Below are 16,274 nucleotides of genomic sequence, written 5' to 3' on the forward strand. Positions count from 1 at the left end.
GGTTCGTTCTGCCCTGCCATCTGTCCAGGGGACTTACTGCGGTGCTGTTGTGCCTGTTCAGGGCCCTGCGGCGGGTGTGGGGCAACCGCCCCGTTACCCGTGTGATGCACACCACTTGGCACGGACGCGCGCAAGGGCTTGCGGAACATTTGCTGACGGTCGAATTACCAACTCTCGGTTTGTTTTTCGCCACAAGAAAATTCCCGAACCACTGATGCGGAGTCCCTCACAGGTATGTACTCTCGTGCGGGAGGGCGGGTTCCCCGAGTATGGGGAACCCGCTCATCGCCACTTCAGGGGCCGTTTTCGCGGCAGTTCGCCGCAGGTTGCGTGAGTTCGGATCAGCGGGGCGGAAGACCGGAAAGATTCCGACAAACCGGACGTTAGCTGGTTGCGCTCAACGGGCCGGAACGGGCTGACGCGCCGGGACCGCGACATCCCGTCGATCCGGCGCCACCAGCACCGCGGTGATCGGCACGGTCAGGCCGAGCGCACCGATCACGAACATCGGGAACACCAGGTCGAACAGTGGCATCCCGGCCGGTGTCCGGATACCCGGATCGATCGAGAAGCTCAGCGCGGCGATGGCCGTGTAGTACACGGCCGCGACGCCGAGCGCGAACAGCACCGACACCAGCACCCGCATCGGCACCCGCCGGACCACCTGCGATACCCACAGGGTCGCGGTGCACAGCGCCATCGACACCAGCACCGACACCCCGATGAGGCCGAGCGATTCGTCGACGGTGCCTTGCACGGCGAGCGCGTCGAGGGTCAGATAGGTCGACAGTCCGACACTCAACCCCATCGTCAGCCCACCGATGATCAGCCGGGGCACCTGGGGGGTCCGGCCACTGATCAGCAATCCGGCCAGGACGCCGACCACCGCGATGGCCAGGGCCGCCGCACCGAGCGCGACGTTGTAGCGCATCGTGCTGTCGTTCACCCGCATCGCGAGCAGCGCGACGGAATTCGCCAGCCACAGCCCGACCCCGCCGAGTGAGACCGCGGCCATCGTCAGCCAGATCAGCCGGAACCGGATCGAGTACTTCGCATGCCGGATACAGGCGAACGCCACCAGCGCGCCGAGCGCCGACAGGTCCAACGCGAGCCACGCGATCCCGGTGCCGTGCGCGAATGTCTCGGCACCGGTCGCGGCGAGCAGATCAGGCACGCCTGCCCGCTCCTTCGAACTGCTGCGGCTCGAGCTGGGCGATGGCGTATTCGGTCACCGCCGCCAGTGCCTGACGGACCTCGACGGCATTGCGCGCGTCGATGTCGACGATCGGGATGCCCTCGCGCACCGAGAGCGCTTCGCGCAGTTCGGCGATGGGGAAGCGGGGAGCGTTGGGGAAGCGGTTCACTGCGATCAGGAACGGCAGTCCACGCGCCTCGAAGAAGTCGACGGCGGCGAAACTGTCTTCCAGCCTGCGGGTGTCGATCAGCACCACCGCGCCGATGGCGCCCCGGATCAGGTCGTCCCACATGAACCAGAATCGCTTCTGGCCCGGGGTGCCGAACAGGTAGAGCACCAGGTTGCCGGGCAGCACGATGCGCCCGAAGTCCATGGCCACGGTGGTGGTTTCTTTTTCCGGCGTCTCGGCGAGATCGTCGATGCCGTCGGAGAAATGGGTCACCATCGCCTCGGTGCGCAGCGGCACGATCTCCGACACCGCACCGACGAAAGTCGTTTTACCGGCGCCGAATCCGCCCGCTACGACGATCTTGGTCGACGCGACCCGTTGTTCTTGTGCCGGCGGGCGCATGCCATCAGAGGCCACGGAGTCCACGCAAAGTCCTCTCCATCAGTGATCGGCGTTCGTCGTAGCTCGCCTGTTCGGTCAGCGTCGAATGCACTCGAAGAATCCCGCCCACTACGAGATCACCGATCATCACCCGGACCATACCCAGTGGGCGACCAAGGTATGCGGCAATCTCGACGACAGAAAGCCGATGTGTGGCAAGACGCACGATTTCGATCCGCAAATCGCCTGCGGACCAGTCGTTGTGCGCTGTATAAGATACCGTCTCGACGACCGCCTCCAAGGGCAGCGCGATCGCGGGCTCGGTGCGGCCGGAGGTCAGCGCATAGGGCCTGACCCGGGTAGTCGGCCGGTGATCGGATCCGTAAGGGCTCGACATCTCACCTCAGCCGGCGGAGCGGGCGGTGGCGGTAACCGCCGAGCCCACCCGGTCGACGAGCAACGCCATCTCGTAGCCGATGCGGCCGATGTCGTGGCTCTTGTTGGCCAGAACCGCCAGGTGCGAACCGTTTCCGACGCTCATCACCAGCAGATAGCCCCGCTGCATCTCCACGATCGACTGCATCACCTTGCCGCCGTCGAACAGGTGCGCGGCACCCATCGACAGGCTGGCCAGACCGGCGGTGACCGCGGCCAACTGCTCGGCGCGGTCCGCGGGTAGATGCGGACTGGTCGCCTGGAGCAGTCCGTCGGCCGAGACGAGCACCGCGTGCGAGACGCCGGGTACGTCGCGGGTGAAGCGGGCGACCAACCAGTTCAGATTCTCGTCTGTGGGGTGCGCGTTGCTCATTCGAGGCCTCCGTCGTTGTACTGGATCTCGGCACGGCCGCTGCGGACGCCGCTGAGATGTCTGGTCAGGTTGTTGCGGATCTCCTCGGGGTCGCGAGCGCCCGCTTCCTCCGCGGGGGTGAGCCCACCGGGCACGAGCTGAGCGCCCGGCTTGCGGATCGGCAGCCCGCCGCTCGTTCGCGAGGACGTGGGTGGGTGGTCCGCCTCGGCGGCGGCCGACCAGCCCGCGTCGCCGGGAGCGCTCCACGACGCGCCGTTGCCGTTACCGGATTCGGTGGGGGCGGAGGCGGGTTCGACGAGCCACTCCGAGACCATCCGCTGGTAGATCGGGGTCGGCGCCGGGCCGGAGACCGGCTGTAAACGGGTGCTCGTCGTCGGCATCGGGTCGACGTCGATGGGACGCGGCACGGGTTCCGGCTCCTGGGGCGCGGCCGGTGCGGACGACGCGGCGAGCTCGGCCAGCGCGTTCGCGGGGATGCGCTGCGGCAAGCCGAAGGGCGACGAGTCGGGAGCGGGTGCCGCCGGATCGGTCGTCACCGGGAGATCGTCGGTGTCGTGATCGTGCTCGGCCCACATGCCCGCCGGTGCCGCGTCCTCGTCGGGTTCGACGACGGCCGGTTCGGGCGGGGGCGGCGGTACCGCGGCCGGAACACGCTGCGGGAGACCGACACTGGTGAGTGGGTTCTTGGGTGTGCTCGCGCCGTTGGTCGGGACGAGGGGATTCGGATCCGCGAACATCGGCAGCGCGGGAAGCGGTGAGGCGGGGAGGTCGAGACCGGTCACGGTGTCGAGCGAAACCAAGGGGCGCGGTCCGGTCGGCATGATCGGATTCGGGCCGGTGATGTCGGCCGGAGTCAGCGCGTACGGGCCGATGCCGGCGGGCACGATCGGATTCGGCCCGGTGGACGGACCCGACGACATGGGCGGCGACGGTGCGACGAGCGCACTGGGCAGATGCACGCTGGCCGTGATGCCGGGCTGCGGGGCCGCACCGCTGGTACGGCGCAGGCTGACGGTGATGGTGTGCCGCTTGGCCAGCCTGCCGACCACGAAAAGACCCATGCGACGGGCGGTTTCGATGGTGACCTCACCACCGGAGGCGAGCCGGTCGTTGGTCGTCTGCAGGTCCTCGGCCGACATGCCGAGGCCACGGTCGGTGATCTCGATCAGGTAGCCGCTGTCGACCGCACGGCCGACGATGACCGCTACCGACGTACTCGGCGGGGAGTAGCGCAGGGCGTTGTCGATGAGCTCGGCGAGCAGGTGCTCGATATCGACCGCGGACTCACCGGCCACGACGCCGTCGGGCACGTTGCCGATCTCGACCCGCTGGTAGTCCTCCACCTGCGAGACCGCGCTCCACAGCATGTCCGACAGCGGCACCGGCGGCAGATGACCGCGGCGCAGCACGGTGCCCGCGAGCACCAGCAGGTTGTCGCCGTTGCGGCGCATGCGGGTGGCGAGGTGGTCGAGGCGGAACAGCGTCTGCAGGCGCGAGGGGTTGTCCTCGTCGTGCTCGAGTTCCTCGATGAGCGCGAGCTGCTGCTCCACCAGCGACTGGCTGCGCCGCGACAGCGTCTCGAACATGTTGCCGATCTGCAGGCGCAGGCGGGCCTGATCGCCCGCCAGATTCAGCGCCTGCTCGTGGATCTCGTCGACGGCACGGGCCAGCTGGCCGATCTCGTCGGTGGAGTGCACACCCACCGGCATGATCTCCGGCGTCGCGCCGCCGCTGCGGACCACGGCCAGCTCGTCGGGCAGCTTCACGTGCGCGACCTCGAGCGCGTCGCGGCGCAGCCTGCGCACCGGCACCACGAGGGTGCGGGCCACGGCCAGCGCGAGCGCCAGGCCCGCCAGCAGCATGCCGAGCACCAGGGTGGTCTCACGCAGGGCGCCGGTCTGTGCCGTCGCGGTGTTGCTGTCGAGGGTGTGGTCGATGTTGTCGAGCAGCGCGGAGATCGTGGAGGCGTAGGTGTCGGCGCTCACCTGGAGGGTGTTGAGCACCGCCGCGTTGGTGGTCGGATCACCGTTGTTCTGGCTGAACACGCTGATCCGGGTCTGCACCGCGTCGAGCAGCGCGGCCTGGCTGCCCGCGCGCTCGGGCAGGATCATCCCGTAGGTCTTGATCATGTTCGCTTCGGAGCCGAGCTCGACGAGCATCTTCGACCGCGCGCTCTGACTGCGACCCGACTCGGGCGAGACGACCAGGGTGCGCTCACGGGTGAGCACCCGGCGGGCCTGGTGCAGCGCGGTCAGCTGCAGGAAGTAGCGCTGCACGACGAAGTCCTCGACCTGTGGGGTCTTGGACAGCGCGTTGCCGATCCGTTCGCCGATCTCGTCGGTCTGCTCGCCGACCATCGCCGGGGAGCCGCCGCGCACGGTGTTGCGCAGGGTGGCGCCGGTGGTGGTGGCCGCGGTGAGTTCACTGGCGACGCCGGGATCGATGCGGGCCGAGCGCAGCGCGCTCTGCACCTCGGCGAGCGCCTGGTCGTAGGTGGTGAGCGCGGCGTCGGTCTGGGGGTCGGCGATCGCACCCCAGTTTGCCGTCGCGGCGACGGCGAGTTGTTCGGTGGCGGTGGCGAATTTGACGACGGGACGGATGACGGTGGCCTGTTCGGTGGCCGCACCCAGCTGCGTCATCGTCTGCAGTTCGTTGTTGATCCGCAGCACGGCGAAGGTGGTCGCGAGCATCACCGGCAGCACCAGCACCACACCGACCTTGCGCGTAACCGACCAGTTGGACAGGCTGAATTGCCAGGAGCGCGATGCAGGTTCCATCCGCGTGCGTTGCCTCTGCTTCCACGTGTGACCCCGGCCCGCGCGGGGAGGTCGCGGAGCGATGCGAGCGCAGAACCAACTGGAGGTCTTCTTTTACCGCAGGAAAGATACCGTGCCGAGTGGGCATCGGCAATCCGGGCCACACGGTCTGTAATTCGCCGAATATGCGCTGACACAACGACGATTCGTTGAGGTTTGTCAAGACCTACAACACACGTCCGGTGAGAACACGACGTTCGGCGCGCCGAGGCCTCTCAGTACGTTCTCAGTCGTTCACGGCAAACTACAGCACATGCGCATTCTGGTAGTCGACGACGATCGCGCGGTGCGGGAATCACTGCGCCGGTCACTGAGCTTCAACGGCTACACCGTCGACCTGGCTGTCGACGGTCTGGACGCACTCGAGAAAGTGACCGCGGCCAGGCCCGATGCGCTGGTTCTCGACGTCATGATGCCGCGCCTGGACGGACTCGAAGTGTGCCGAAGGCTGCGCAGTACGGGCGACGATCTGCCGATTCTCGTTTTGACCGCGCGCGATTCGGTGTCCGAACGCGTGGCCGGGCTCGACGCGGGCGCCGACGATTATTTGCCGAAACCTTTCGCGTTGGAGGAATTGCTGGCGCGTTTACGGGCGTTGCTGCGTCGTCGAACGCCCGATCCCGGTGAAGCGTCGGAGGCGATGGTGTTCGCTGACTTGTCGCTGGATCCGGTCACGCGCGAGGTTTCGCGCGGCGAACGCGCGATCAGCCTGACGCGGACCGAGTTCTCGTTGCTCGAGATGTTGATGGCCAATCCGCGCCGGGTGCTCACTCGCGGACGAATCCTCGAAGAGGTCTGGGGTTACGACTTTCCGACCTCCGGCAACGCGCTGGAGGTCTATATCGGCTATTTGCGCCGCAAGACCGAGGCCGACGGCGAGGAACGACTGATCCACACCGTGCGTGGCGTCGGCTACGTGCTGCGCGAGACCCCTCCGTAGGCGGGCGAGATGGCACACAAGGAACCCGCGGTCGCCGTTCTCGGCAGGCCGCTGGACGCGAGCGAGATGCGTCCGCCGACCCCGCTCACGCGCTCGGTGTCCCTGCGCTGGCGGGTGACGCTGCTGGCCGCGTCGGTGGTGCTGATCGCGGTCGCGGTCACCTCGATCGCCGCCTACGCGATGGTGGCGCGCGCGCTCTACGCCGACGTCGACGCCCAGCTCGAGGCCCGCGCGGCGACGATGATCAACAACAATTTCGAGACCGCCGGTTTCCAGTCGATCGTGCTGGCCGGGCTGTTCTCCAACGATGTCGGCGTCGCGCTGATCTATGCCGGTCACAAGCCTTATATGCCACCCCAGCAGACGATTCCACCGGTCGGTGCCCAGGAGCTCGCGGTGGCCGACGGCAAGATCAATTCCTCCCTGCGCACCGTCGGTGACCAGCGGGTACTCGCCGCGCGTACGCACAGCGGCGCGACGCTGATCATCTCGCAGAAGCTCTACCGCACCCGCGAGGTACTCGATCAGCTGGCATGGCTGCTGTTCGTGGTCGGCGCGTGCGGTGTCGTGCTCGCCGCCGCGGCCGGAACCGCGGTGGGCCGTACCGGTCTGCGCCCGATCGCCCGGCTCACCGCGGCCACCGAGCGCGTCGCCCGCACCGACGACCTGACGCCGATCCCGGTGACCGGTGACGACGAATTGGCCAGACTCACCGAGAGTTTCAACACGATGTTGCGGGCGCTGACCGAATCACGCGATCGTCAGCGCCGGCTCGTCGCCGACGCGGGCCACGAACTGCGCACGCCGCTCACCTCGCTGCGCACCAACATGGAGCTGCTCATCGCCTCGGGCAGGCCGGGCGCGCCCCGGCTGCCCGACGAGGACATGGCCGAATTGCGCGCCGATGTGGTCGCGCAGATCGGTGAGCTGTCGACCCTGGTCGGCGACCTGGTCGACCTGGCCCGTGAGGATGCCCCCGAAACCGTGTACGAGCGGGTGGATCTCGGTGAGGTGGCCGAGCGTGCGCTCGAGCGTGCGCGCCGCCGACGGGTGGGCATCACCTTCGTGGCCGATCTGGCCCCCTGGTTCGTCTACGGGCACGAGGCGGGGCTGGAAAGGGCCGTCCTCAACGTCCTCGACAACGCGGCCAAGTGGAGTCCGCCCGACGCGGTCGTGCGGATCACCATGCGCCCGGCCGGTCCCGGACTGCTCGAACTGGCCGTCGGCGACGCGGGCCCCGGCATTCCCACCGGCGAACGCGAACTGGTCTTCGAACGCTTCTACCGCACGACCGCCTCGCGCTCGATGCCCGGTTCCGGACTCGGGCTGGCCATCGTCAAGCAGGTGGTGACCAAACACGGCGGCACCATCGCGGTGGACACCTCCGATCGGGGCGGCGCGCTGGTGCGCATCGTGTTGCCGGGGGAGGCGCCGACCGTTCTCGACGAGTCCGACGCCGGGTGATCGCCGTCAGTCACGGCGAACTGATAGTCCGATCTCAGGCGCCTCTCAGTAGCCGTCAGGAAGCTGGTCAGCAAGCGTGAGGAGACAGACACCATGACCGACGATCCCCAGCACCCCGCTGACCGGCCCGCCGCTTCCGGACCGGGCGACGCGGGCCATCCCGCCGAGTCGGGGCTGCCGGCCGGGCACCAGGGGCAGGCGCCGGGCTACGGCGACCAGCCGCCCTACGGCGACCAGTTCCACGGCGGACCGGCACCCTTCGGCGGGCAGGCGCCCCACGGCGGACAGCAGGCCCACAGCGAGCATGCGCCCTTCGGGAGTCCCGCGCCCCATACCGGCCCCATGGCATTCGGTGGCCCGCCGCCGCACGGTGCGCAGCCCCAGGCATTCGGTCCCACGCCGGCTCCACAGCGAAAGCCGCTGCGGCTCGGCCTGATCGCCGGTGCGACGGCGCTGGCTCTGGTCAGCGGTGGTGTCGGTGGTGTTGTCGGAGTGCTCGCCACCGACTCGGGTTCCGCGCCGGTGACCAACGCGCTCGAGGCGCCGAAGCCCGCGGTCAACAACGTCGCCAACGCGCCCGCCGGGTCCACCCAGGCGGTGGCGCAGCGGGTGTTGCCCAGCGTCGTGATGATCAAGGTCGCGGGCAATCGCGCGTCCGGCGAAGGCTCCGGGGTCGTGCTGTCCACGGACGGTCTGATCCTCACCAACAACCACGTCGCCGCGGGCGCCGGTGCCTCGGCGAAGATGGAGGTGGTGTTCAGCGACGGCAGCACCGCGCCCGCCACCATGATCGGCGCGGATCCGGTGTCCGACCTGGCCGTCATCAAGGTCGGCGGCAAGACCGGCCTCACCCCGATCGAACTCGGCACCTCCGACGGCCTGGCCGTGGGCCAGCCGGTGATCGCGATCGGCTCGCCGCTCGGCCTGGCGGGCACGGTCACCACCGGCATCGTCTCGGCCCTCAATCGCCCGGTCTCGACCAGCGGCGAGGGCACGCCGAGCCAGGTGAACCCGGTGATCGACGCGATCCAGACCGACGCGGCGATCAACCCGGGCAACTCCGGCGGCGCGCTGGTCGACGGGCAGGGCAAGCTGATCGGCATCAACACCGCCATTGCCAGCCTCGGCGGCGAGGCGGCGGGCGGCACCCAGAGCGGTTCGATCGGCCTCGGTTTCGCGATCCCGGTGGATCAGGCGCGCCGGGTCGCCGACGAACTGATCAAGACCGGCCATGCCACCTACGCCCAGATCGGCATCAAACTGCGCCCGCAGGACACCGCCGCACGCGTACTCGAGGCCACCCCCGACGGCCCTGCCGCCAAGGCGGGCATCCCCGCGGGAGCCGTCATCACCCGCCTCGACGACCGTCCCATCGACTCCGGCGACGCGCTGATCGCCGCCGTCCGCTCACACCAGCCAGGAGACAAGGTGAAGGTGACTTACACCGACGAACAGGGCGGCAACTCCAAGACCGTCGAGGTCACGCTCACCGCCGCGGCGGCGGAAGGCGGCCGATGATGCGTTCGAACGCAAACCTGTCGTGCGTAGGCGCTACGGTGATGACCATGGACATCGATGCTCCCGTGGCAGGGCGCGCACTGGTTGTTGTCGTCGACGATCGGACGGCTCATGGCGGCGTGGATTCGCTCGGCCCGCTCGTCACCGAATTGCTCAACGAGGCCGGGTTCCTCGTCGACGCCTCGGTGACGGTGCAGGCCGAGGAGGTCGAGATCCGCAACGCGCTCAACACCGCGGTGATCGGCGGCGTCGACCTGGTGATCTCGGTCGGCGGCACCGGCATGTCGCCGCGCGACATCACCCCCGAGGCCACCACCCAGGTGCTCGACCGTGAACTGCCCGGCATCACCGAGGCATTGCGCGCGTCCGGCCGGGTGGCGGGGTCGCTCGACGCCGGTCTGTCCCGCGGCGTGGCAGGCATCTCCGGCAGCACCCTGGTGGTGAACCTGCCCGGCACGCGCGCGTCGGTCCGCGACGGCATGGCCACCCTCGGCCCGCTGGCCAGCAAGGTGATCGGCGAACTGTCCGGTCTGGACGAATGACATCCGACCCTCACGACGCGGTTTCCGGCCCCGATGATCGGGGCCGGGAACAGGCCGCGGCGCAGGAGTTGCGACGGAAAGCGGCCGAGGCGGCGCGACTGGCGAGAATCTTCGGCGATGTTCTCCCGGAGACCACCGGCGACGAACGCGGCGAGGGATCACGTGGCTCCGGCACCGACGATTGGTTACGGTCGCAAGTTCCACCGCACCACGGGTGATCAGCCCGTTATCTACGTAGCCGCTACGTAATAAGCGGCCTTCGAATTGCCGATTACGGCATGAACGCGCACTGCGGACAAATACTCGAGACCACGCGAAAGCGTGGTCTTTTGTCGTTCGACGACCCAGATCGTTACCTGTGGCCATCTCCTGTCAAGGAGGCATGACAGGAGCCTTCGCGACTGCATCAATGCACGTCAAGGCATGTGGCGATGTACGAATGTGTGCTGTGCTTCACAGTGAAATTTACGAACTCTTTCGTTGCCGAATCCGTGGAACGGCGTTTAATGTTCGCCATCGAGCCACCAACTATCGGTCCCCGCAGTACTCCCACCTCTGTGCGTTGAACCACCCGGTGGAACCCTGGCTCGGGTTCGCCACACCGGCCCCGGTCGTATCGTCGAAATAACAGTTAGTTACGTAACGGCAACAAAGGGGCGACACACTGATCTGGGCCCTGTGAGGTCCATTTGTCCGGCTTCGAAAGTCGAAGTCGGCTGTTAGACACCTGATGAGGGGAAGTATGAGCGAGAACCGCACCACCGGTGTGCGCCGTGGCGTCCGTGCCGCGGGCGTCGGCGCTGCCGCGGCCGCCGTGGCCTTGGGCCTGCTGTCGACCGGTGCCGCCAATGCCGATACCTTCGTGCCGTTGCCGGACGGCCAGAAGGTCAGCCCTGCTGGCGTGACCATCACCCGCACCCACGAGTCCGCACTGATCTCGCCGTCGATGGCCGCCAACGGCGCGGGTCGCGTCGTGTGGGTGTCGGGCACCGCGGTCGCCGAGGTCACCGAGACCCCCGAGGGCGAGGTCGGCCCCTGGAACGGCCCGAGCGGTCGTCCCGGCTCGAACAACTCGTCGACGCACGGCACCTCCCAGCTGAACACCGGCTACATCGTCGGTTGCCAGGTGAGCATCGCCGATGACGCCATCGGCGCCGGTGTCTCCGGCGGAATCAGCACCGGCGGCGTGACCGCGGGCGGCTCCATCGGCGTCAACCTCGGCCCCGGTGAAGTGAAGTTCGTGCAGATCAGCTCGAAGGACATCCTGAAGGCCGGTACCTACGCGATCGATTACCAGGACGCGGAAATCGAGATCCAGGGCTGCGCCGGCTACGCGCAGGCCCGGGCGTACACCGTCGTCGAGGTCATCGGCGACAACTACTCGAAGACCACCCTGTACGGCATGCCGTTCAGCATCGGCTGACGTTCTTCGATCCGGCACGAATCTTCTTCTCGCTGCGGCGAACTCAATCCTCGAGGGACAAATCCTATGATCAACCGTAAGTTCATGGCGAAGGTGGCGGGCGTCAGCGCTGCGGCCACCGTGGCCGTCGGCCTGTTCTCCACGGGCGCGGCCAATGCCGATACCTTCGTTCCCCTGCCGGGTGGACACCTCACCAAGACGCTGTCCGACGGCACCGTCGTCGACATCGCCCTTGTCGGCGAGTCGGCCCTGATCAGCCCGTCCATGGGTTCCACTCCGGTGCACCGCAACTCGTGGGTCTCCGGTAGTGCTCAGGTCACCGTTTCCGACGGCGGCTCCGGCAAGATCTACCCGGGCTACACCGTGGGTTGCCAGGTCAACATCTCGGGCGGCGGCGTCTCCGGCGGCGGCGATGTCTCGGTCGACCCCGAGGGCAACGGCTCCGGTGGCATCACCACCGGCGGCGAGCTCTCGCTCGGCCCCGGCCAGTCGTCCTCGTTCTACATTCTCGACCGCGAGCAGGCCGACGACTACGGCAGCGAATCGCACAGCAAGAGCAACAAGTTCAAGAACGGCTCCGGCTCGGTGACCTGGTCCGACACCACCATCGGCCTGAGCGGCTGCGCCGGCTACGCGCAGGCGCGTGCCTTCGTGTCCGTCGAGGTCGAGACCGACAACGTCATCTCCTGGGTGACCCTGTGGGGCGCTCCGTTCAGCCTCGGCTGATCTGTTCGCATCCCGAACTCAAAACGGGCCGGTCGCTCTGCGACCGGCCCGTTTTGTTGTGCGCTCACCCTTGTATCACTGGACATTGCGAGTCAGTCTCACTATGTTGAACCCGAATCGACTGCCCCGGCAGTCGAAATCATCTTGCGTTTTCGTTCGCCGATCGGCTGAGAGTCGCGCCGATCCGGTGACGACCAGCTTCTCGATCCACCTCCCGGCAGGGCGCATCTGTCCTGTTGCCAGCGGTGCCTGTCCTGCGTGACACACCCCAGCTGGGTCCGGGCGCAACACAGATATCGGCCTCGATGGTCGAGGTCGGATTTGCGTATACCTCGAGGGGAAGAATGAGCGAGAACCGCACCAACCGCGGGCGTCGCGGCGCGTGGAGCGCGGGCGCCGCAGTGGCCGTGACGATCGGTCTGTTGTCGGCCGGTGCTGCCAACGCGGACACCTTCGTACCGCTGCCGGACGGCCAGAAGCTGGGCCCCGGTGTCACTGTGAGTCGAACCGGCGAGCATGCCGTGATCTCCCCGTCGCTGGCCGCCAACGGTGCTGGTCGTGTCGTGTGGGTGTCAGGCAATGCCCGCGCCGATGTGCAGGTCACGCCGGAGGGCGAGGTCGGGCCGTACAACGGGCCGACGAACCGTCCCGGCTCCAACAATTCTTCGACGCATGGTGCGTCGCAGCTGAATACGGGTTACATCGTCGGTTGCCAGGTGAGCATCGGTGATGATGCGATCGCTGCCGGGTTGTCCGCTGGAGTATCGACCGATGGCCCCTCGGCCGGTGGCGCGATCGGCCTCCACCTCGGCCCCGGCCAGGTCGCCTTCGTGCAGATCGATGCCAAGGATATTCTCAAGCCCGGCGTCTATTCGGTGGAGTACCAGGACGCGGAGATCGAGGTTCAGGGTTGCGCGGGTTACGCCCAGGCCCGGTCCTACTCGGTGGTCGAGATCATCGGTGACCACTACTCCAAGACCACGCTGTACGGAGCGCCGTTCAGCATCGGCTGATCATCGGCCGAATCGAAACTCTTTCTCGTTCACACGAATTCACCCTCGAGGGGTCACTGTGATGATCAACCGTAAGAGCATGGCGCGCGTAGCCGGATTCACGGCGGCGACGACCGTGGCATTGGGTTTGTTGTCCACCGGTGCGGCGAATGCCGACACCTTCGTTCCGCTGCCGGGCGGCCACATCACCAAGACGCTGTCCGACGGCACTGTCGTGGACATCAGCCTGGTCGGCGAGTCCGCCAATATCAATCCGTCCATGGGGTCCACCCCGGCGCATCGCAACGCCTGGGTTTCCGGTAGTGCGCAGGTCTCGGTGTCCGGTGATGGCGGTGGCAAGATCTTCCCCGGTTACACCGTGGGTTGCCAGGTCAATATCTCCGGTGGTGATGCGCTCGGAGACAGTGGCGGGGAGGTCGTGGAGGGTGTCGGCTTCGGCGAGGTGAACACCGGCGGCGAGCTCACCGTCGGCCCCGGCCAGGCGAAGTCCTTCTACGTCCTCGATCTCGAAATGCCCGACGACTACGGCAACGAATCCCACAAGACCCGCAATGCCTTCAAGGGCGGGTCGGGCTCGGTGACCTGGGCCGACGAGACCATCGGCCTGTCCGGCTGTGGCGGCTACGCCCAGGCTCGTTCTTTTGTGAGCGTCGAGGTGGAAACCGACAACGTCATCAGCTGGGTGACTCTCTGGGGCGCACCGTTCAGCCTCGGCTGACCGAAGACACCATCGAGTTCGGGTCCTGCACACCGCGGAGTGCAGGACCCGAACTCGTTGTGGCAGTAAGGAATCAGTAGGCGTTGTCGCCGTCGGTATGCTGCGCCGGCTCGGCCCGGAGGCCGTGTTTACCGTTCGAGCGACCGCGCTGCTCGGCCAGCAGATCCCTGATCTGGATGAGCAGCTCGTTCTCGGTGAGCTCCTCGTCGGCCTGGGAGAACCGCTTCTTCATCCTGGTCGCGGGCACCACCAGGATGAAGTACAGGATCGCTGCGACCAGCAAGAAGTTGATCGCCGCGGTGATGATCGGCCCGACCTCGATGAAGGTGGCCGGTTTATCCGCGACGAGCTGGAAGCCCAGCCCCATCTCGTTCGATCCGCCGAACAGCGCGAGCAAAGGATTGATGATTCCCTCGCTGAACGCGGTGACGATCGCGACGAACGCGGTGCCGATGACGACGGCGACCGCCAGGTCGACCACGTTGCCGCGGAGTAGGAAGTCTCTGAAACCTTTGAGCATTGCCGATGTCTCCTTCGTACAGGAGCCGGCCCGGGGCGCTGCGCTCCATATCGAATGCTGCGAAACGGTGTGCTTGGTTCCTGTGTGATGCTAACGAGAGTTCGGGCAAATTTCTCGCGAACTACACCGTGGGCGACCGGCAAGGCGTCAGTGGAAGACGACAGTCAGTGCCGTCCGCAGCGACGCACCGGCCACGGCGGCGGCGTATGCGGTATCCAGCGCGAGCAGGACCACCCGTTCCGCGCCGCGCCGATCACCCGTCGCGGTGACGAGTACCACCGCGGCGTCGGTGGCCAGCGTCCGCGCGGGCTTGGTGGCACCTGGCGCGCCGGCATCCTCCACGCCGACGACATCGACCCGGTCGCCGGCCCGCAACACATCAGCCACCGCGGCATCGGCCAGCCGGATCGGCACGATCCGCGCATCGGCGCTGCCCGCGGCCGCGGCGGCCAACCGGGGGCCGACGACGCGCAGATCGGTGAAGGTCTCCCCGGCGTGCATGGCGCCGGTCAGCGTCGCGCCGAGCAGGGGAGCGGTTTCGCTGACGGAACCTATTGGTAGCGAACGTGATTCGTGATGGTCCACGCGCAGATCGTCGGCGGTGAGTAACCGGCCGGGCGCGAGATCGCGGGCGGCGACCACCACCGCCACCCTGGCTCCACCGGGGTCGCCACGTACGAACAGGACGGCGGCGGCTACGGCAAGAACGGCGGCGGCGATACGGCGGACGAGCAACGTGTCGGCCCAGGCCGGACGATTACCGAGGGCGAAACGCCAGGAGCTGCCACGTCCCAGATCGGCGAGACTGCGAGTCATGGGCGAAAGCGTAGAGCCGCGGCCCTGCGGAAAAGCCGCTGAAAGCCCCGCCTGTGGATAACCGCGGGGCTGTGGACAACTGCCGAAAGGTCAGCTGGCGGCGGCCGGAGTGGAGCTGGTCGACGCGCTCGACGACGAATCGCCGTTGCCGCCGGATCCGTTGCCGCTCGACCCGTTGCTGCTGGTGCTCTCGGACGAGGTCTTCGCCGGTTCGCTCGCGGTGGATGCGCCGCCACGGCTGTCGGTGCGGTAGAAACCGCTGCCCTTGAACACGATGCCGACCGAGTTGAACAGTTTGCGCAGCTTCCCGGAGCACTGCGGGCATACCGTCAGTGTGTCGTCGGAGAAGGACTGAACGATGTCGAAGCGGTTGTCACACTCGGTGCACGCGTACGAATAAGTTGGCACAGGATCCTCCGCAAGTCTCTCGTCGATCTAGCACTCTACCGCCGACACTGCCAACGTCGCGAATCGCGGTTTCATTCCGGCGAAACGGCGAGGTCGCGGCCCAGCTGTTCCAGTCCGCCACCCGGGGTGAGCGCCCAACCCATTCGCCGATCGTGCGGTTCTTCGGGAAGCCGGTCGACCAGTTCATTATCCCGGACAACAGCGATGAGGCGCACGTCCGCCCGCGCGGCGCCCAGCGTGCGGTCGTAATACCCGGCGCCGCGCCCGAGCCGTACCCCGCGCCGATCGACGGCGAGGGCCGGAACCAGGATCGTCGCGGCGTCGGCCACCGCTGCGGGCGGCAAGGTCTCGGTGGCCGGTTCGAGCAGGCCGTAGCGGGCTTTGCGCAGCGAATCCGCGCCCTCGTAGCGCGCCCAGCTCAGCGGACCCGGCTCGCCGGTCACCGGCAGCAACACCGTGGCGCCGCGCTCGCGCAGCGCGTCGAGCATGCGCAGATCGCCGGGTTCGCCGCGGACCGGAACGTAGGCGCACACGATGTCATCGCCGGTGGCCAGCCCGGCCGCCGAGGCTGCGAGCGCGGCCGCGTCGACGGCGTGTTCGGCGGAGCCCACCTGTGCGCGAGTGGCCAGGATCTCGCCGCGCCACGCATATTTGGTGCGCTCACCGGGCATATCCACAGCGACCACCATAGTCTGCACAGGCGCGCGTCGATCCGATGTCTTGCGCGCACGGCCGAGCCGACGGCGGACGCCTAAGCTCTTGCCGACGCCGGATCGTCGCGGAGAGGCGATCGGACGGCACTGAATGGATAGGGTAT

General features: G+C 67.5%; 18 protein-coding genes. 9 read left to right on the forward strand and 9 right to left on the reverse strand.

The features are described 5' to 3' along the window. Positions 1–397 precede the first annotated feature (397 nt). Genes ACWF99_RS32010 through ACWF99_RS32030 form a run of 5 tightly spaced genes read right to left on the reverse strand, consistent with a single transcriptional unit; the run spans position 398 to position 5,330 of the window. Entirely contained in the window at positions 398–1,174 is a 777-nt protein-coding gene (locus ACWF99_RS32010; RefSeq protein WP_452538215.1) for an MHYT domain-containing protein, read from the reverse strand. After that, positions 1,167–1,766: a GTP-binding protein gene (locus ACWF99_RS32015; protein ID WP_266295760.1), complete on the reverse strand. Its 600-nt coding sequence runs from the start codon at positions 1,764–1,766 to the stop codon at positions 1,167–1,169. Before ACWF99_RS32015 ends, ACWF99_RS32010 begins: the two co-directional genes overlap by 8 nt. Positions 1,767–1,770: 4 nt before the next feature. Continuing rightward, the gene (locus ACWF99_RS32020) at positions 1,771–2,142 is read right to left on the reverse strand and encodes a DUF742 domain-containing protein (protein WP_056813973.1); all 372 of its coding nucleotides are present in this window, start codon (positions 2,140–2,142) and stop codon (positions 1,771–1,773) included. A 6-nt stretch (positions 2,143–2,148) separates the two neighbouring features. Further along, positions 2,149–2,553 carry a roadblock/LC7 domain-containing protein gene (locus tag ACWF99_RS32025; RefSeq protein WP_056813970.1) on the reverse strand — a complete coding sequence of 135 codons (405 nt, stop codon included), beginning with the start codon at positions 2,551–2,553 and terminating at the stop codon, positions 2,149–2,151. Next, positions 2,550–5,330 carry an ATP-binding protein gene (locus tag ACWF99_RS32030; protein ID WP_378635932.1) on the reverse strand — a complete coding sequence of 927 codons (2,781 nt, stop codon included), beginning with the start codon at positions 5,328–5,330 and terminating at the stop codon, positions 2,550–2,552. Before ACWF99_RS32030 ends, ACWF99_RS32025 begins: the two co-directional genes overlap by 4 nt. Positions 5,331–5,622: 292 nt before the next feature. On the opposite strand from ACWF99_RS32030, the gene ACWF99_RS32035 reads away from it, so the two are divergent. From ACWF99_RS32035 to ACWF99_RS32075, 9 genes are all read left to right on the forward strand, one after another. Further along, a complete protein-coding gene (locus ACWF99_RS32035; RefSeq protein ID WP_358071318.1) occupies positions 5,623–6,309 on the forward strand; it encodes a response regulator transcription factor in 687 nt (228 codons plus the stop codon). A gap of 9 nt (positions 6,310–6,318) precedes the next feature. Beyond that, entirely contained in the window at positions 6,319–7,773 is a 1,455-nt protein-coding gene (locus ACWF99_RS32040; RefSeq protein ID WP_378635934.1) for a sensor histidine kinase, read from the forward strand. Between the two features lie 93 nt (positions 7,774–7,866). Beyond that, positions 7,867–9,291: a trypsin-like peptidase domain-containing protein gene (locus ACWF99_RS32045; protein WP_452538216.1), complete on the forward strand. Its 1,425-nt coding sequence runs from the start codon at positions 7,867–7,869 to the stop codon at positions 9,289–9,291. Beyond that, positions 9,291–9,833, forward strand: coding sequence for a MogA/MoaB family molybdenum cofactor biosynthesis protein (locus tag ACWF99_RS32050; RefSeq protein WP_194826720.1), 543 nt, complete (start codon positions 9,291–9,293; stop codon positions 9,831–9,833). The genes ACWF99_RS32045 and ACWF99_RS32050 overlap by 1 nt, the downstream gene beginning before the upstream one ends. Then, the gene (locus ACWF99_RS32055) at positions 9,830–10,051 is read left to right on the forward strand and encodes a hypothetical protein (RefSeq protein ID WP_378635938.1); all 222 of its coding nucleotides are present in this window, start codon (positions 9,830–9,832) and stop codon (positions 10,049–10,051) included. The genes ACWF99_RS32050 and ACWF99_RS32055 overlap by 4 nt, the downstream gene beginning before the upstream one ends. Positions 10,052–10,575: 524 nt before the next feature. After that, positions 10,576–11,256, forward strand: a complete 681-nt coding sequence (locus ACWF99_RS32060) for an MspA family porin (protein WP_378635940.1) — start codon at positions 10,576–10,578, stop codon at positions 11,254–11,256. Positions 11,257–11,322: 66 nt separating this feature from the next. Further along, positions 11,323–11,982, forward strand: a complete 660-nt coding sequence (locus tag ACWF99_RS32065; RefSeq protein WP_378635943.1) for an MspA family porin — start codon at positions 11,323–11,325, stop codon at positions 11,980–11,982. Positions 11,983–12,326: 344 nt separating this feature from the next. Further along, a complete protein-coding gene (locus ACWF99_RS32070; RefSeq protein WP_378663010.1) occupies positions 12,327–12,995 on the forward strand; it encodes an MspA family porin in 669 nt (222 codons plus the stop codon). Positions 12,996–13,056: 61 nt separating this feature from the next. Then, positions 13,057–13,713, forward strand: coding sequence for an MspA family porin (locus tag ACWF99_RS32075; protein WP_378635948.1), 657 nt, complete (start codon positions 13,057–13,059; stop codon positions 13,711–13,713). 73 nt (positions 13,714–13,786) lie between these two features. Here ACWF99_RS32075 and mscL read toward each other — a convergent pair whose 3' ends face one another. From mscL to ACWF99_RS32095, 4 genes are all read right to left on the reverse strand, one after another. Then, positions 13,787–14,233, reverse strand: a complete 447-nt coding sequence (gene mscL, locus ACWF99_RS32080; protein WP_378635949.1) for a large conductance mechanosensitive channel protein MscL — start codon at positions 14,231–14,233, stop codon at positions 13,787–13,789. A gap of 147 nt (positions 14,234–14,380) precedes the next feature. Continuing rightward, entirely contained in the window at positions 14,381–15,049 is a 669-nt protein-coding gene (locus ACWF99_RS32085; RefSeq protein WP_452538217.1) for an SAF domain-containing protein, read from the reverse strand. A gap of 90 nt (positions 15,050–15,139) precedes the next feature. Next, positions 15,140–15,457 (reverse strand): FmdB family zinc ribbon protein, encoded by a 318-nt coding sequence (locus ACWF99_RS32090; RefSeq protein ID WP_452538218.1) that lies wholly within the window; start codon positions 15,455–15,457, stop codon positions 15,140–15,142. A 71-nt stretch (positions 15,458–15,528) separates the two neighbouring features. Further along, on the reverse strand, positions 15,529–16,128 hold the full coding sequence (locus ACWF99_RS32095) for a 5-formyltetrahydrofolate cyclo-ligase (protein WP_378636343.1): 600 nt from the start codon (positions 16,126–16,128) through the stop codon (positions 15,529–15,531). Positions 16,129–16,274: the final 146 nt, after the last annotated feature.

The organism is Nocardia sp. NPDC055002 (assembly GCF_053608825.1).

Coding starts and splice junctions, on each gene's coding strand:
- ACWF99_RS32015 (WP_266295760.1), bottom strand. CDS start 1,766: ATGCGCCCGCCGGCACAAGAACAACGGGTCGCGTCGACCAAGATCGTC.
- ACWF99_RS32020 (WP_056813973.1), bottom strand. CDS start 2,142: ATGTCGAGCCCTTACGGATCCGATCACCGGCCGACTACCCGGGTCAGG.
- ACWF99_RS32025 (WP_056813970.1), bottom strand. CDS start 2,553: ATGAGCAACGCGCACCCCACAGACGAGAATCTGAACTGGTTGGTCGCC.
- ACWF99_RS32030 (WP_378635932.1), bottom strand. CDS start 5,330: ATGGAACCTGCATCGCGCTCCTGGCAATTCAGCCTGTCCAACTGGTCG.
- ACWF99_RS32035 (WP_358071318.1), top strand. CDS start 5,623: ATGCGCATTCTGGTAGTCGACGACGATCGCGCGGTGCGGGAATCACTG.
- ACWF99_RS32040 (WP_378635934.1), top strand. CDS start 6,319: ATGGCACACAAGGAACCCGCGGTCGCCGTTCTCGGCAGGCCGCTGGAC.
- ACWF99_RS32045 (WP_452538216.1), top strand. CDS start 7,867: ATGACCGACGATCCCCAGCACCCCGCTGACCGGCCCGCCGCTTCCGGA.
- ACWF99_RS32050 (WP_194826720.1), top strand. CDS start 9,291: ATGCGTTCGAACGCAAACCTGTCGTGCGTAGGCGCTACGGTGATGACC.
- ACWF99_RS32055 (WP_378635938.1), top strand. CDS start 9,830: ATGACATCCGACCCTCACGACGCGGTTTCCGGCCCCGATGATCGGGGC.
- ACWF99_RS32060 (WP_378635940.1), top strand. CDS start 10,576: ATGAGCGAGAACCGCACCACCGGTGTGCGCCGTGGCGTCCGTGCCGCG.
- ACWF99_RS32065 (WP_378635943.1), top strand. CDS start 11,323: ATGATCAACCGTAAGTTCATGGCGAAGGTGGCGGGCGTCAGCGCTGCG.
- ACWF99_RS32070 (WP_378663010.1), top strand. CDS start 12,327: ATGAGCGAGAACCGCACCAACCGCGGGCGTCGCGGCGCGTGGAGCGCG.
- ACWF99_RS32075 (WP_378635948.1), top strand. CDS start 13,057: ATGATCAACCGTAAGAGCATGGCGCGCGTAGCCGGATTCACGGCGGCG.
- mscL (WP_378635949.1), bottom strand. CDS start 14,233: ATGCTCAAAGGTTTCAGAGACTTCCTACTCCGCGGCAACGTGGTCGAC.
- ACWF99_RS32085 (WP_452538217.1), bottom strand. CDS start 15,049: ATGACTCGCAGTCTCGCCGATCTGGGACGTGGCAGCTCCTGGCGTTTC.
- ACWF99_RS32095 (WP_378636343.1), bottom strand. CDS start 16,128: ATGCCCGGTGAGCGCACCAAATATGCGTGGCGCGGCGAGATCCTGGCC.